The sequence below is a fragment of the Serratia symbiotica genome (assembly GCF_000821185.2).
GTDB classification, from domain to species: domain Bacteria; phylum Pseudomonadota; class Gammaproteobacteria; order Enterobacterales; family Enterobacteriaceae; genus Serratia; species Serratia symbiotica.
The window spans coordinates 3058061-3073122 of record NZ_CP050855.1 but is presented as its reverse complement, the minus strand read 5'-3'; the positions used below and the strand labels follow the sequence as shown (position 1 = coordinate 3073122).

Genomic DNA, 15062 nt, shown 5'->3' with positions numbered 1-15062 from the left:
GTAAGTGAAATTAGTTTCGGATAGACATTATAATTCGTACATCCTTTTCGGACGGAAATTTTCATCATGTCACGCGTTTTTGCCTACTGCCGCGTCTCCACACTGGAACAGAACACGGAAAACCAGCGCAGGGAGATTGAAGCCGCCGGTTTTGCCGTCAAATCCCAGCGACTGATCGAGGAGCACATCAGTGGTTCCGTTGCCGCCAGTGAGCGGCCCGGATTTACCCGTCTGCTCGACAGAATGGAAAATGGCGATGTGCTGATTGTCACCAAACTGGATCGCCTTGGACGAAATGCGATGGACGTCAGGAAAACGGTGGAAAAACTGGCTACGTCTGCTATCAGGATTCACTGCCTGGCTCTGGGCGGCGTGGATCTGACCAGTCCGGCGGGGAAAATGACCATGCAGGTGATCTCGGCAGTCGCTGAGTTTGAGAAGGATCTGCTAATCGAGCGCACACACGCTGGTATTGCACGGGCCAGGGCATCAGGTAAACGCTTTAGACGTCCCCCTGTGCTGAATGATGAACAGAAGAAATCGGTCCTGGAACGACTCAGTATGGGGATAACTGTGAGTGCTGTGGCCCGTGAATTCAGCACTACCCGACAAACTATTCTCAGGTTGAAAGCAGCACATCAGGACTAAACGCTGCAAAATTATAAATAACGTAAGGCAGATAAATGAAATCAGACGGCTCCCTGGATCGTAATAAAATCAACATACGTAAATCCATCATTGCCGAATTACCCGCACTCGCCGAACTACGCTGGGCTTTATGCAGTGATGATGTAGAAACTGAGCTACCTGTAGATAAAGCCCGTTTTACAGAGCAATTTCTGAAAAGAGAGAGGGAATTAGAAGCTATGGGGAACTTAATCAACTTCGTTGCAGAGAAAGATGAGGAGTTGATAGGTGTTATTTCTCTGATTTTAGTGAATAAAATACCATCCCCATACGAGATCAATGGTTGCTGGTGATATGTCACGAATGTCTACGTAAGACCTTCTTACCGGAATAACGGGGTTGGTAAGAAATTATTGAGTTTTGTCAAAGACCATGCAATTGCTGATAAGTGCGAGTTGCTAGTTGTATGGCCAAGTGACAGGAGCTATCCATTTTATAAACGAGCAGGATTCAAATCTGAAAAAAGGGAACAAGATCCTTTGGTTCTGGTGCTTTGACCCCGGACTCAGCTCACATGACTTGAATCCGAACCTTTTTTATAGCGGGATATTGTCCGTTTGCCAGGGAGCATCTGTCAGACACCTCTGTCAGCGAAACAGTAACGTCACAGCCATAATTCGCGCTTCGCTTTTGGCACCCCAGGGCGGGTCGCCACAGTGACCGGGATTAGTCTGAGCGTAAATGTCGCATTTTGCAGTTTCGCTCCCATCAGGCCATCTTGGGGTGGGCAGTGGCGAAGCAGTATGAGGTTATCGCGCCAATCAATGGTCTTGCCTGTGAAACTGGATAAGACTTTGACATCGTCACGGGCCAAAACCCACCATTACTGGTGGTTCACCATGGTGTTGTACCGACGAAGGCACTTTTTCTTCTATGCACCGAGTTGGCAGTGTTGCGCGACACCTCTAACTCGACGACGCCACAGTACCAACGCGGGGTTTACGTGCAGATGCTGAGGGATAACGCAGGATGGTCGCCAATGTGAATTGGCTGGCCAAAACGGCAATAAAAAACCGGGACTTTACAGTTCCGGCTCAAAAGTGGGTAAAACATTAGTGCTGACAGCCCAAGTTCCGTATTGTCTGCTTAGCTAAGCTGATGCGAACATCTTCTTAGCAACGGCAGCCGGAAGAATTTCCCTGATGTTATTATGTCTATTTATTATCAAAAACGCTTTAGTGTTCTTTTTTATAGTGTATTGCCGTATGTCTCTTTTTATACCATGTTTGACCATACCACATGGTATGTCAAGCAACATTTCTATCGCATAATTGCATGAAATGCCAGTTTTAGAGGGTGCTTCTTTATCAAAAAAATTAAAGCTACTGATAAATCAGCAAAAAAATCGCAGGAACAAATGGATAACAATCATCAAAAATTCGATTCACAGTCGATTGCAAAACGGGTTAGAGAACTGTTTTTACATCATGGACTTGCTAAGCGTCAGCACGCCAAAGAGCTGAGCCGTATTTTGGATCTTAGTTTTTCGCATGCGCACCGAAAACTAAAAGGGCAAAGCCCGTGGACATTGGAGCAGATCAACAGGGTCGCTGCCGCGTTGGGAGAAACGCCAGCGGCTATCGCCGATATGGGCGCAGAACATGACATGCCGCAACAGACCATGGCGCAGGATGCCATCTTTTTTGTTGCTGGCGTGGAAATTCCTTGCGTTGGGTACATTGGCGATGAACTGATGGCCGGGCAATGGTTGGAGTTCGTTGCGCTGCGGGTAGAACGACAATGGTATATTTACTGCGCTGATGATGCCCCAGCCGGAAAGCATTATGGCGTCGAACTGATAGCAATACGTCCAGGCAATAACGACGATGAGCGGCTGAGCATTGCAGTGCTGGATGATTCCCATCAGGCGGCCGACAAGCTGGCGCAATACCTCGGCAGTTGCGGGTTCAATGCGGTGGCGTTCTATGACATCAGCAGCTTTTGCCAAGCGTTGCAACAAAGCCCGTTCGATGGCTATGTCGTCGACTGGTTGATCGGTGAAGAAACAGCGGATAAATGCATTGAGGTTATTCGTGCCTCCGATAACCCGGATGCGCCGGTACTGGTGTTGACTGGCGAACTGGGTACCGATCGGTGCGAATCTGAAGTTGCCAGGGCGATGTGCGATTACGACGTGCTGGGGCCTTATGAAAAACCGGTGCGGCTTCATGTGATAGAAGCTGCCCTACAGCGTTGTTTCAATCTTTAACAGGGAAAACCTTGGCCAGTGCGCCAGACAACGCATCCAGTCGCACAGGCTTTATCAGGTAGTTGTCGAACAGCGCCCGCTGTTCCGCAGAGAGCTGTTCCAGATTATAGGCGCTGATGCCGATAATCGGCATGTGGCGATTAGGGCCACGGCGGTTGCGTAGCTGTCTGGCCAAGGCCGCGCCATCGATGCCCGGCATCTGCAAATCCAACAGCAGTGCATCGTAAGGGCGGCGCAGCAGCTTCTGTAGCGTGCGCTCTGGCGAGTTGCATTGTTCATGTTGGTAGCCGAGCTTGTCCAGCAGCGCCGCAAAGGCGTCCCCCACAGACTTGTTATCATCCACCACCAACACATGCTGTGGTTTTTGCGGTAGGTTGTGGTAGAGCGTGGCCTGTTCGCTTGCCCGGACTTCCTCGCTGATCTTCACCGGAATACTGACGATAAAGGTGCTGCCTTTTTTGATTTCGCTGTTGACCGTAATGGTGCCGTTGAGCAGCATCACCAGGCCATGTACGATCGCCAGCCCCATGCCCACACCAGCATACTGTTTGGTATGCGACTGATCTAACTGGGTGAAAGGTTTAAAGATCTGATCGAGCCTGTCTTTTTCAATGCCGATACCGGTGTCGGTGATTTTAATGATCAACGCGCTGCTGGCAGGTTGGCAACGCAGGCAGCTATGCAGAGTAATGCTACCGCTTTCGGTATATTTGTAAGCGTTGGTTAGCAGGTTGACGATAATCTGCCGAATACGCAGCGGATCGGAATCGACCAGCAGATGGCTATATTCCACCTCACAGCTTAGTGTGACCTGCTCCTTGCACGTTAGCATAGCGATTTCGTTGGCGGTTTCCCCGATCAATTTCTGTGCATCAAACGGCACGATGCGCAATTCCATCATGCCGCTGTCCAAATGCGCGTAATCAGTCAGATCTTTCATCTGGTTTTCGATTTGCTGCGCGGCGCTCTCTAGGCGTAGGAAGGTATCCGTATACTCTGCCGACATTCGAGTATTCACCAGCACATCAATGGCGGACATGATGCTTTGTAACGAAGTGCGCAGCTCATGGCCGATGGCACCCAGAAAGGCATTTTTAGTACGCGTGGCCTTTTCCGCTTCAATAGCCTTGGCCTGCTGCCGAATAGTCAGACGTTGCTGGCGGAAAACGATCAGGGTGATAGCAACCAGCGAGACCACGGAGAACATCACGATCACCAAACCATGGAAAATAATATACCTTTTCTCGATATAGTCTTCATAGGCGATGGCGCGCTGTTTCACTTCGGCATGGTCGGTCAGGTTGGCCATTTCGATGGCGTAGGGCTTGATTTGATGCATGGTCTGCGAAATCAGGCTGAAGTCGATCTGCGGGTCGCCCAGCAGATTATCAATACGATCCATTTGCTCACGCATATGTTTGATCATTTCTGGATAACCCGGCTCCGCATACAGTGGCTGGGTAGATTCGGAGATAGTTTCCAGCACGTAAAAACGTGAATAGAGGATTTCAAACTTCAGCCGCAGATTATCGTTGTCCACTTTTGGCGTGTGTTTTCGCTGTTCAACCAGCGTCTCAAACTCGGCGAGCTTAATAGAAAACTTAGCAATCGACCAAGAGTAGTTTTCCTGTGTGCCAGCGATGGCATACAGCCCTTTTTTGGACAAGATGGCACTGTAGTAATACAGCGTTACCGCTGAGGCTAATAAAAACAGCGCAGCGAAAATGGCCGGGATTGCCACTCTGCCGCTGCTTTTAACATTTATCAGCTTCATTTAATTACTATCCTGTCGACCTGCCAGATAAAACGTGAGTTGTATAACGGTGAGTTCAACTCAGGCCCGGCGGCGTCCCTTGGGTAAACTAAAAATAACGGGCCGAAGTTCCTGATCTTAAGCCGTTCCCCATCCATTTTATAAGCCAAAATCATATTGTATTTTTCAACGTCAGACAGCGGCACGTCGATGTAATAGTCATTCAGCGCATAAATGGTCAGCGTGTTGCCTCTGGCACCGACACGGGTCAAAATGTCTGTCAACGAAATCCCTTCAAACTTTCTTGGTGGCGTCCAGGAGGTAGAGGTGACAATGCTGCGAATCGGCATGGCCAGTAACTGTTTATCGGTGAACAGATAGTTTTTTTTAACCGGATCGGTCACGACATCGATCTTTCCCGCTACTTCGAGCGTGAAGCTTAGCGCACTGGCTTGAGTAATAACCATAACCAAACAGGCTAACGTTATGTTTTTAAATAGCTTTAAAAACATCAATATTCTCCATAAACGCGGATGCATTCGTGAGTTCCCTCGCTAATTTATCAGGTAGAATAATGGCAGAAAATGCCGATTTATGTCGAAGGGAATGATAAAAGCACAAATAGCATAGACTAGAATTGCCTTGAACGCGCAGGCAGCGCTGGCGACATCATCTTTTCAACAAGCTCCATGTGCCGTGAGTTATCAGGGTGAGGGTACAATACTAAGGTCGCTTACTTCACCGAATTTTTTGCGCTTTGAAACCACGGTCACGATGACCCTGGCTGGCTTTCTACTTCGAGGGGGGAAGGAATATCAAATCCAATTGGCGGTAGGAATGGAGGAAACGTCCGTGTACTTTAATTATTCAGTTATTTTTACAGAAAAGAAAGCTGAGTGATAAAAGAATAAATTAATGACGATTTTCATCAGATGCCTCTCGGTAATCCAACCCTATTATTAACATCAATGCCAACTGAAAAAGCACATCTGAAAGAATTTAAACTGCGGCGGTAAAATAAAAAAGCCCTATAAATATAGGGCAAAGACACACAACAACACCAGGTAATACTTTAACTAACTTTATACTATAGATTGCTAATCATATATATTTTTTTGTTATAAAAAATTTTTCATATAGCGATTTTTTTAAATATTGTTATTTTTCAGTTATTTAATTTTATCATGATTTCAGTAATTCAATAAACTATGCATATGGGATCTAGGGATATCGTTTGGTTAGATTACTGTGATACAAGTCTGCATCAGTATGATGAGCCTTTATGTCTTCCAAAAACCATGCTGATCATTTATTAGGTCGCCTCAAATAAAATATATTATTGAGATTTAAGCAGGGACGCTTTTTAACCACGTATTTCCCCATTACTTAGCATATTGAATGATTTTAGAATAACACCGGCATAGATTCTATACAGAAAATTTTGCCAGAAAAAATAAAACAATGAGGCCAAATACTGCTGACCTCATTGAATGCCTAACGCCTAAAGTTAGTGGGATTTTATTGTCAGCGTAGGGTAACGAACTCTTCCGCTGCCGTCGGGTGGATCGCTACGGTGTTGTCGAAGTCTTTCTTGGTCGCTCCCATCTTCACGGCGACAGCGAAGCCCTGCAAGATTTCATCCATACCGAAGCCGATGCCATGCAGGCCGACGATCTTCTCTTCCTTGCCTGCGCATACCAGCTTCACTTGGCACGGTTGGCGGTGTTGCGTCACTGCACTGTACATAGCAGTGAAGGAGGATTTGTACACCTTCACGTTATCCGCGCCAAATTTCTCGATGGCTTCCGGCTCGGTCAGACCGATGGTACCGATCGGCGGGTGGCTGAATACCACAGTGGCAATGTTGCTGTAATCCAAGTATTCTTCCGGCTTGTTGTTGAACAGGCGCTCAGACAGACGGCGGCCAGCCGCGACCGCCACTGGGGTCAGTTCGAGCGCGCCGGTGTTGTCGCCCACGGCATAAATGCCTTTAACGCTGGTATTCTGGAACTTATCAACATCGATATAGCCTTGCTCATTAGTTTTCACCCCGGTGGCGGCCAGGTTCAGGTTGTCGGTCGCTGGTTGGCGGCCGATAGCCCAGATCAAGCTGTCAACGATAAATTCTTGGCCGTTCTCCAGTTGCAGTGTCAGGCTGCCATCGGTGTTTTTGACGAGCGCTTTCGGCACTGATTCAGTGTGCAGGCATGGCCCTTCGGTGCTCATTACTTCCACCAGGGTTTCGACGAGCATTGGGTCGAAGGTGCGCAGCGGTGCTTGCTTACGCACGAACAAATGTGTCTCCGCGCCCAGTGCGTTCAGCACCCCGGCGATCTCGACAGCGATATAGCCAGCACCCACGATGGCGACGCGCTTTGGCATGGCATCCAGTTTAAAGAAGCCATCGGAGTCGATGCCGTATTCCGTACCCGGAATATCCGGGTGGCTTGGGCGGCCGCCAGTGGCGATCAGGATATGATCGGCGGTGATTTTTTCGCCGTTCACTTCTACGGTGTGGGCATCGACAAAGCGTGCGAAGCCCTTGATCACATCAACCTGATTCTTGCCCAGTACATTGTCGTAGGAACGATGAATACGGTCGATATATGCGCTGCGGTTGGCGACCAGCCTCTTCCAGTCAAAGGTGTTGACAGTAGTGTCAAAGCCATAATCTGCGCCGTATTGATGGATGGCATCGGCGATCTGCCCCGCATGCCACATGACTTTTTTCGGTACACAACCCACGTTGACGCAGGTGCCGCCCAGTTCCTTGGCTTCAATCAGTGCGCATTTTTGGCCGTACATGGCTGCCCGGTTGATTGATGCGATACCACCGCTGCCCCCGCCAATTGCTAGATAATCGTAATGTTTCGTCATCTGGGATTTCCATGAGTTGTGAAATTCGAAGAGGAAAGAGTTTAACGCTTGATGTGGGTTTGTCGCAAAGGTTGCATCGATGGCTGCAATAGGCACGGCGGATCGCGCCTGGATGCCATTATTCCGGCACCACCCAGTTCACTAAATAGTGGCCGATACCGGAGGGAACCAACGCATTGTGTAGCCACGGTAGCACGGTGTGCATCTGCTGTTCCAACTTCCACGGCGGGTTAATGACGATCATACCGGAAGCGGTCATGCCGCGTTGGTCACTATCGGGTTTCACTGCCAATTCGATTTGTAGAATGCGGCGGATACCGGTGGCCTCCAGCTCTTTCAGCATGCGTTTGATCTGCTGACGTATTACCACTGGATACCATAGCGCATAGCTGCCGGTGGCGAAGCGCTTATAGCCTTCCTGAACACCTTTGACCACCTCCTGATAATCCGTTTTTATCTCGTAGGGTGGGTCTATCAGGATCAGCCCACGGCGTGATGGTGGCGGCAATTGGGATTTCAACTGTTGGTAACCGTTGGCACGCTGCACTTTGGCGCGCTCATCTTTCTGAAATTCGCTGCGTAGCAGCGGGAAATCGCTGGGGTGCAGTTCGGTCAGGTAGATCTTATCCTGCGGACGCAGCAGTTGGCGGGCGATCAGCGGGGAGCCGGGATAGTAGCGCAGCGTGCCGGAGCGGTTAAAATTGTGCACGACGCTCATGTAGGCAGCCAGTTCTTCTGGCAGATCGTTGCGTTGCCACAGCAGGCCGATACCTTCCTGGTATTCGCCAGTGCGTTCGGCGTGCTCACTACGCAACTGATAGCGCCCCGCGCCTGAGTGAGTATCCAGATAGAAGAAGGGTTTCTCTTTCTCTTTCAACGACTCAATGATCAGGCTCTGGACGCTGTGTTTGAGCACATCGGCGTGGTTGCCAGCGTGGAAACTATGGCGATAACTTAACATGGCGGGGGCAATTCCTTGTACTCCGTAGGCGGAGCTTTCAATAAGGCTGATAATCTGTGCAGTATAAACTGTCTGGCCGGAAAAAACTGAACTGCGTTGCCGCAGGCACTATCAACAACGCCGGGCATTGATTTTCCTGTTGCATAGCTCCATGTTAATCTTTCATCTGCATTTTATGGCTTGCCCGCTATGGTGGGCGACAACACTAATCAGGACTGCCCTATGACCAATCCGTTGCTGACCCCGTTTTTCCTGCCGCCGTTTTCGGCGATCCGCCCTGAAGATATTGTGCCTGCGATACAATCCGCGTTGGCAGATTGCCGTGCTGCGGTAGAGCGCGTGGTCGCGCAGCCGGGGCCGTTCACCTGGGATAACCTGTGTCAGCCGCTGGCGGAGTCGGACGATCGCCTATCGCGCATGTGGTCGCCGGTTGGACATCTGAACTCGGTGAAAAACAGCCCGGAACTGCGTGCTGCCTACGAGCAGGCACTGCCGCTGCTATCTGAATACGGCACCTGGGTGGGCCAGCACGAAGGGCTGTATCAAGCCTATCGCAGCTTGAAAGAGGGGGCGGCCTTCAGCCAACTGAGCGCACCGCAACGCAAGTCGGTGGATAACGCGCTGCGTGACTTTGAGCTATCGGGCATCGGCCTGTCGGCGGACAAACAGCAGCGCTACGGTGAGATCGTCGCACGGCTATCCGAACTGGGTTCTACCTACAGCAACAACGTGCTCGATGCCACCATGGGTTGGAGCAAACTGATTACTGACCAAACCGAACTGAGTGGCTTGCCGGCCAGCGTCTTGGCACAGGCACAGGCAATGGCACAAGCCAAAGAGCAAGAAGGCTGGTTGCTGACGTTGGATATGCCGAGTTATCTGCCGGTGCTCACCTACGCCGACAACCGTGCGTTGCGTGAAGAGATGTACCGCGCCTTCGCTACCCGCGCTTCCGATCAGGGGCCGAACGCTGGCAAATGGGATAACAGTGCAGTGATGGCGGAAACGCTGGCGCTGCGCCACGAACTGGCCCAACTGCTTGGCTTTGAGACATACGCTGACAAATCGCTGGCAACCAAGATGGCGGAAAGCCCGCAACGGGTGATCAGCTTCCTGAACGATTTGGCCAAGCGCGCCCGTCCGCAGGCCGAGCAGGAACTGGCGCAACTGCGCATCTTTGCCAAACAACATTACGGCGTGGACGAACTAGAAGCCTGGGATATTACCTATTATGGCGAAAAACAAAAACAACACCTGTTCTCCATCAGCGACGAGCAACTGCGCCCGTACTTCCCGGAGCAACGGGTGGTCGAAGGGCTGTTCAAGGTGGTGAAACGTATCTACGGCATCACCGCCAAAGAGCGCAGCGGGGTGGATACCTGGCATCCTGACGTGCGCTTCTTCGATCTATTCGACGCCAACGGCGAACTGCGCGGCAGCTTCTACCTTGATCTGTACGCGCGTGAAAACAAACGCGGTGGTGCCTGGATGGACGATTGTGCCGGCAGCCTGCGCAAGGCAGACGGCACCTTGCAAAAGCCGGTCGCCTACCTGACCTGCAACTTTAACCGTCCGCTGGGTGACCAGCCGGCGCTGTTTACCCATAACGAAGTGACCACGCTGTTCCACGAGTTCGGCCACGGCCTGCACCATATGCTGACCCAAATCGACACCGCTGGGGTATCCGGCATCAGCGGGGTGCCGTGGGATGCGGTCGAACTGCCAAGCCAGTTTATGGAAAACTGGTGCTGGGAAGCGGAAGCATTGGCGTTTATCTCCGGCCATTACCAAAGCGGCGAACCGCTGCCGCAAGAGATGCTCGATAAGCTGCTGGCAGCCAAGAACTATCAGGCGGCGCTGTTTATCCTGCGTCAGTTAGAGTTCGGCCTGTTCGATTTCCTCATGCATTTCGAATACAGCCCTTCAAGCGGCGCGCAAATCTTGCCAACGTTGGCGGAAGTGAAGAAAAGGGTGGCGGTAGTACCTTCACCAAGCTGGGGCCGCTTTCCACACGCCTTCAGCCATATTTTCGCTGGCGGCTACGCGGCGGGTTACTACAGCTACCTATGGGCAGAAGTGCTGTCGGCTGATGCTTACTCGCGTTTCGAAGAAGAGGGCATCTTCAACGCCGAAACCGGCCAATCCTTCCTCGACAACATCCTGTCGCGCGGTGGTTCGGAAGAGCCGATGGTACTGTTCAAACGCTTCCGTGGCCGCGAACCGCAGTTGGATGCCATGCTGCGCCATTACGGTATTACAGGATAACCCGGCAGGTGAGGGTGTATTTAAGCTGTGAAGCAGGTGTCGATCCCGGCACCTTATCTATTTTGGCACAGCGTTGGCAGTTGACCTCGGACGACGATGCGCCGATGGCGCTGGTGCTGACCCCGGAACGATTGGAACTGCGCAAGCGTGACGAACTTAAACTGGGCGCGATCTACGTCGATTTCGTGTCCGGCACTCTGGCGCATCGGCGTCGTTTTGGTGGCGGCCGTGGTGAAGCGGTGGCTAGAGCGGTCGGCCTCAAGGGCAGCGAACTGCCGGATGTAGTGGATGCCACTGCTGGCTTGGGGCGCGATGCCTTTGTGCTGGCAGCATTGGGTTGCCGGGTAAGAATGCTAGAACGCCACCCGGTAGTGGCCGCATTGCTGGATGACGGCCTGCAACGCGGCTATCAGGATGCGGAAATTGGCCTGTGGCTGCGTGAGCGTTTGACGTTGGTGCATGCCACCAGCCTGACGGTGCTGGCCGATCTCGCCCCGCGACCAGAGGTGGTGTACCTTGATCCGATGTACCCACATAAGCAGAAAAGCGCGCTGGTGAAGAAAGAAATGCGGGTATTTCAATCGCTGGTAGGCCGCGACGATGACGCTGATGGGTTGTTAGCTCCGGCGCGCCGGCTGGCGACCAAGCGTATCGTAGTGAAACGCCCGGACTACGCGCCACCGCTGGGCAACGTGCCAGCCCATGCCGCCATCTTGACTAAAAGCCACCGCTTCGATATCTACATGCCGTTATAACCATGGGCCAGTAAAGATTTATCCATTCACCGCCTCGGCGATCCTCCGGCACGTAGCTGATGCCGTGACACACCGCTTCGTGGCTGTTGTGCAGCCGCACTGGCTGGCCTCCCACCTTGATCTCCCGCTATCGGGGTGGGTCATGCCGAACAGGCTGAGGCGCAGCTCGGTACGGCCAGCGGCGAGCAGTTCGACGATCGAGACGCCACCGGCAGGCGCGAGGTGACTTCAAACATCTTCGGGTATTTTGCTTTCTGATAGTTGATGGTGGAATCGGCCCAGGCGTTGTGCAGCGGTACGGTCAGTGAGTCAACGTAGATCGCATAGCCACCTTTGTCGCCCATGTCTTTTCGTTGGCCTGCGCGTACTTCTCGCTGTCGATCCCACTGGCCGATCTGCGGGTCTAGAGATCCATGGGTCAGCACTACGATGCCTTTGTCGCGCACTTTTCTAGCACCGGCTCCAACACTTTGGCATTGTTCTGCACCAGGATGATGGTGTTGACGTCGAGCTTTTTCGCCGCCTGGTTGATGCCCACTGCCATGCGGTTGAACCATGGAATGCCGGTCACTTTGGCAACCACGGTGATCTCATCTTTATCGGCGGCAAAAACAGGTGCTGTCGATAATAAGCACGCGGAAATCACATATGCATTCAACACTCGACATTGCGAAGTTAACTAAATCCGATCTACGCAAAAATAGGTTAAATTATGGCGTTTTTAATGTTAATTAAATTTTCGATAACTAGAGGTGGTAATTACACTACGTTAAAATGACTTTCGCATAACATAAGTTATTAAGAAACTATTTTTAGCAAATTCACTATGGGAAGGGCGCGTAAAAATGCTGGCAACTGAGCCAGCATTGAAGCATTTAACGGATGTGTGAACAAAATCACCTTTGATGCCGGTTACAGCACATCCTGCGCCGTCTCTTCTTCATTGCGCAGCGGCACGATCAGCATATCGATATGCACGCTGTTGATCAGTTGGCGTGCAGAAGACATCAGCTTACTCCAGAAGTCCTGATGGTGGCCGCATAGCAGCAGATCCATATCATATTTCTTGATGACATCCACTAGCACCTGTACCAGATCGCCGCTACCGCTGAGGGTTTCGGTAATTGGGTAGCCAGCATTGTGCGACAGTTCGGTCAATGCCTGGTGGGTTTCCTCGGAGATGCGCTGCTGCATATTGCCTAGGTTGACGTCAATCAGGCCGGTGTACAAGTCAGAATAATTAACATCTACGTGGATCAGAGAGACTTTGGCGTTATATGGCCGCGCCATAGTTACGGCTTTCTCTACCAAAATTTTGCTTTCTGGGGATAGATCTACCGCAATGAGAATGTGTTGGTAAGCCATGAGCATACTCCTTCCATATTGAATAATGCCAATACAGAGTATAGTGCCAAATACCCCAGCGGCTAGAACACGTTGCGCTGACATCTTGCCTGCCCTAAAGGAGTATACCGGGCAAATTTATTTGGGGGGTTGAGGGCCAACGGAACGAGAACGTACGTTAAAAAGATAACTTATTGAATTACGAAAAATATCGCTTAATAGTATGAGCCGTCAGAGTATCGAAATGTAAGATGGAATTTAGAGCCTATTCCATTAGGTGTGTGATTCATAGACATCGTTGTACTATCACGACTCACCATGAACAAGGAAATTCAGCAGCGGCTACAGTGGGTTAAACTTTATGAAACATCTGGTGATGCGGGACTTGTATGCCGTCGCTGCGGCATTTCCTGCCCCACATTGCGTAAATGGTGGCGCAGGTATCTGGCACAGGGCAGGACTGGAAAGCCACAGTCGTCGCCCTAAAAACTCTCCATTAACGAAAACCAGCGCTAGCGAAGTCGCTCTAATTCTGGAGTTACGTTCCCGGCGAAATCTGGGAGCAAGACGTATTCAGAGTGAGTTAAAGCGGCTTCATTCCATCTCTCTGGCGATGGCTACGATCCACAAGGTTCTTTGCCAGAATCAGGTTAAGCCAGTTGTTAAATTTCGGCGTAAAGCTGATTTCATTCGCGACGAACGCCCTGTTGCTGGTGATCGGGTTCAGATGGATACCTGTAAAATTGGCCCCGGCTTATGTCAGTACACCTCTGTTGATGATTGTACTCGCTACAGAGTCCTGAGGCTCTACTCTCGTCGCACGGCTGCAAACACACTGAATTTTATTGATTGTGTTATTGAAGAAATGCCTTTCCCGATACAGTGCTTTCAGACCGACCAGGGAAGAGAGTTTTTTGTCGTTAAGGTGCAGGAAAGATTGAAAGAATGCGGCATCAAGTTTCGTCCAAATAAACCAGCTTCGCCTCATCTTAATGGCAAAGTTGAACGTTCCCAAAAGACAGACAAAGCTGAGTTTTACGCTACCGTAGACCTCTCAACTGCTGACCTGGAGAAACTGCTGGCAGAATGGCCGCATTACTATAACTGGGAACGTCCTCATAGCGCTCACAGGGTAAAACACCGATGGAGCGCTACTTTGAACGTGCTGAGCAAACGCCATACTCTGATGCCGTTCACGCAAACTATCAGCCCAGTGACGAGCACATACAGGAACAGAATGACAAGCTTGAACTTGAGCTGAGAAAATTGAAACGATGTCTATGAATCACATACCTCAAGTGAATTAAATGCCGGCGGTCTCTTTGATATAACGGCGTGCTTTCACCGCATATTCAAATGGGTTGGCTAACGCCGGATCCTGCTCAGCCTCCACCACCATCCAACCTTTGTAACCGCGCTCATCCAGCAGTTTAAATACCGGCAGGAAGTCGATTACCCCATCACCTGGCACGGTGAAGGTGCCTTTCTTCACGCCGTCGAGGAAGCTTAGTTTGTTGGCTTTAACCTCTGCCACCACTTCGTCACGCACGTCCTTCAAATGCACGTGGTTGATGCGTGGTAGGTATTTTTCCAGGATCGCCATCATCGCCTGCTGGCTACCTTCGGAGTAGTAGGCGTGGCCGGTATCAAACAGCAGGTAGACATTGTCGTTCACCATGCTCATGTAGCGGTCGATCTCTACGTTAGTCTGGATGCCGGTGCCCATATGGTGGTGTAGGCAGACCTGCATCCCCTTGTCAGTGGCAATTTTAGCCAGCTCATTGTAGCCATCGGCTACCCGCTGCCACTCTTCATCGCTGAAATACGGCTTTTCTTCGAACACCCCTTTGGTGGTACCCTGAATACTCTTGCTCTGCTCGGAACAACCAATCACCTTGGCCCCCATTGCATGCAGGAAATTCATATGGGTAATAAATTCATCGATGGTTTTTTCTTTCAGACCATCAGCGAAAAAGGTACTGAGCCAGGCATTGCAGATCTGAATGCCTCGGATATCCAACATCGGTTTTAGCACCGCAGGATCGCGCGGATATTTGCTGCCCACTTCGCTACCGATGAACCCGGCCAGCGCCATTTCACTGATGCACTGTTGGAAAGTGTTCTCTATGCCCAAGTCGGGCATGTCATCATTGGTCCAGCCAATCGGGGCGATGGCCAGTTTTACGTTGTCTTTATTCATTATTAGCCTCA

The 15062-nt window shown here is 50.9% G+C and carries 11 protein-coding genes and 4 pseudogenes; 7 read left to right on the top strand and 8 right to left on the bottom strand.

Features of this window, described 5'->3' with window-relative positions:
* Positions 1-66: 66 nt before the first annotated feature.
* From SYMBAF_RS15240 to SYMBAF_RS15225, 4 genes and pseudogenes are all read left to right on the top strand, one after another.
* A complete protein-coding gene (locus SYMBAF_RS15240; protein ID WP_040263776.1) occupies positions 67-648 on the top strand; it encodes a recombinase family protein in 582 nt (193 codons plus the stop codon).
* 35 nt (positions 649-683) lie between these two features.
* Positions 684-980 carry a hypothetical protein gene (locus tag SYMBAF_RS15235; protein ID WP_040263773.1) on the top strand — a complete coding sequence of 99 codons (297 nt, stop codon included), beginning with the start codon at positions 684-686 and terminating at the stop codon, positions 978-980.
* Positions 981-992: 12 nt separating this feature from the next.
* Positions 993-1184, top strand: a pseudogene (locus SYMBAF_RS18550) (GNAT family N-acetyltransferase); the annotation flags it as partial.
* A gap of 860 nt (positions 1185-2044) precedes the next feature.
* Positions 2045-2896: a helix-turn-helix domain-containing protein gene (locus SYMBAF_RS15225; RefSeq protein WP_040263771.1), complete on the top strand. Its 852-nt coding sequence runs from the start codon at positions 2045-2047 to the stop codon at positions 2894-2896.
* Here the strand turns inward: SYMBAF_RS15225 and SYMBAF_RS15220 are convergent.
* The 4 genes from SYMBAF_RS15220 to SYMBAF_RS15205 form a co-directional block, all read right to left on the bottom strand.
* Positions 2886-4670, bottom strand: coding sequence for an ATP-binding response regulator (locus SYMBAF_RS15220; protein ID WP_040263769.1), 1785 nt, complete (start codon positions 4668-4670; stop codon positions 2886-2888). The two genes, SYMBAF_RS15225 and SYMBAF_RS15220, sit on opposite strands and share 11 nt — an antisense overlap.
* Positions 4667-5161: a putative pterin-binding protein gene (locus SYMBAF_RS15215; protein WP_040263767.1), complete on the bottom strand. Its 495-nt coding sequence runs from the start codon at positions 5159-5161 to the stop codon at positions 4667-4669. The genes SYMBAF_RS15220 and SYMBAF_RS15215 overlap by 4 nt, the downstream gene beginning before the upstream one ends.
* Positions 5162-6173: 1012 nt before the next feature.
* Positions 6174-7526 (bottom strand): glutathione-disulfide reductase, encoded by a 1353-nt coding sequence (gorA, locus tag SYMBAF_RS15210; protein WP_040263763.1) that lies wholly within the window; start codon positions 7524-7526, stop codon positions 6174-6176.
* A gap of 118 nt (positions 7527-7644) precedes the next feature.
* Positions 7645-8487: a 23S rRNA (adenine(2030)-N(6))-methyltransferase RlmJ gene (locus SYMBAF_RS15205; protein WP_040263761.1), complete on the bottom strand. Its 843-nt coding sequence runs from the start codon at positions 8485-8487 to the stop codon at positions 7645-7647.
* Positions 8488-8709: 222 nt separating this feature from the next.
* Here SYMBAF_RS15205 and prlC point away from each other — a divergent pair, with 222 nt between their 5' ends.
* Both prlC and rsmJ read left to right on the top strand, forming a co-directional pair.
* The gene (prlC, locus tag SYMBAF_RS15200; RefSeq protein ID WP_040263930.1) at positions 8710-10752 is read left to right on the top strand and encodes an oligopeptidase A; all 2043 of its coding nucleotides are present in this window, start codon (positions 8710-8712) and stop codon (positions 10750-10752) included.
* An 8-nt stretch (positions 10753-10760) separates the two neighbouring features.
* Positions 10761-11507, top strand: a complete 747-nt coding sequence (rsmJ, locus tag SYMBAF_RS15195) for a 16S rRNA (guanine(1516)-N(2))-methyltransferase RsmJ (RefSeq protein WP_040263760.1) — start codon at positions 10761-10763, stop codon at positions 11505-11507.
* Between the two features lie 37 nt (positions 11508-11544).
* On the opposite strand, the pseudogene SYMBAF_RS17955 reads toward rsmJ, so the two are convergent.
* The 3 genes and pseudogenes from SYMBAF_RS17955 to uspA all read right to left on the bottom strand — a co-directional run.
* Positions 11545-11711, bottom strand: a pseudogene (locus SYMBAF_RS17955) (sugar ABC transporter ATP-binding protein); the annotation flags it as partial.
* Positions 11711-12168: pseudogene (locus SYMBAF_RS15190) on the bottom strand (substrate-binding domain-containing protein); the annotation flags it as partial. The pseudogenes SYMBAF_RS17955 and SYMBAF_RS15190, both read right to left, overlap by 1 nt.
* A gap of 251 nt (positions 12169-12419) precedes the next feature.
* On the bottom strand, positions 12420-12872 hold the full coding sequence (gene uspA / locus SYMBAF_RS15185; RefSeq protein WP_040263757.1) for a universal stress protein UspA: 453 nt from the start codon (positions 12870-12872) through the stop codon (positions 12420-12422).
* Positions 12873-13169: 297 nt separating this feature from the next.
* Between uspA and SYMBAF_RS15180 the strand changes: the two are divergent.
* Positions 13170-14135: pseudogene (locus SYMBAF_RS15180) on the top strand (IS481 family transposase).
* Positions 14136-14154: 19 nt separating this feature from the next.
* On the opposite strand, the gene iolE reads toward SYMBAF_RS15180, so the two are convergent.
* A complete protein-coding gene (gene iolE, locus SYMBAF_RS15175; RefSeq protein ID WP_040263755.1) occupies positions 14155-15051 on the bottom strand; it encodes a myo-inosose-2 dehydratase in 897 nt (298 codons plus the stop codon).
* Positions 15052-15062: the final 11 nt, after the last annotated feature.

Excerpts from the sequence above, each read along its gene's own strand:
- SYMBAF_RS15240 (WP_040263776.1), top strand. The coding sequence starts at position 67 with ATGTCACGCGTTTTTGCCTACTGCCGCGTCTCCACACTGGAACAGAAC.
- SYMBAF_RS15235 (WP_040263773.1), top strand. The coding sequence starts at position 684 with ATGAAATCAGACGGCTCCCTGGATCGTAATAAAATCAACATACGTAAA.
- SYMBAF_RS15225 (WP_040263771.1), top strand. The coding sequence starts at position 2,045 with ATGGATAACAATCATCAAAAATTCGATTCACAGTCGATTGCAAAACGG.
- SYMBAF_RS15220 (WP_040263769.1), bottom strand. The coding sequence starts at position 4,670 with ATGAAGCTGATAAATGTTAAAAGCAGCGGCAGAGTGGCAATCCCGGCC.
- SYMBAF_RS15215 (WP_040263767.1), bottom strand. The coding sequence starts at position 5,161 with ATGTTTTTAAAGCTATTTAAAAACATAACGTTAGCCTGTTTGGTTATG.
- gorA (WP_040263763.1), bottom strand. The coding sequence starts at position 7,526 with ATGACGAAACATTACGATTATCTAGCAATTGGCGGGGGCAGCGGTGGT.
- SYMBAF_RS15205 (WP_040263761.1), bottom strand. The coding sequence starts at position 8,487 with ATGTTAAGTTATCGCCATAGTTTCCACGCTGGCAACCACGCCGATGTG.
- prlC (WP_040263930.1), top strand. The coding sequence starts at position 8,710 with ATGACCAATCCGTTGCTGACCCCGTTTTTCCTGCCGCCGTTTTCGGCG.
- uspA (WP_040263757.1), bottom strand. The coding sequence starts at position 12,872 with ATGGCTTACCAACACATTCTCATTGCGGTAGATCTATCCCCAGAAAGC.
- iolE (WP_040263755.1), bottom strand. The coding sequence starts at position 15,051 with ATGAATAAAGACAACGTAAAACTGGCCATCGCCCCGATTGGCTGGACC.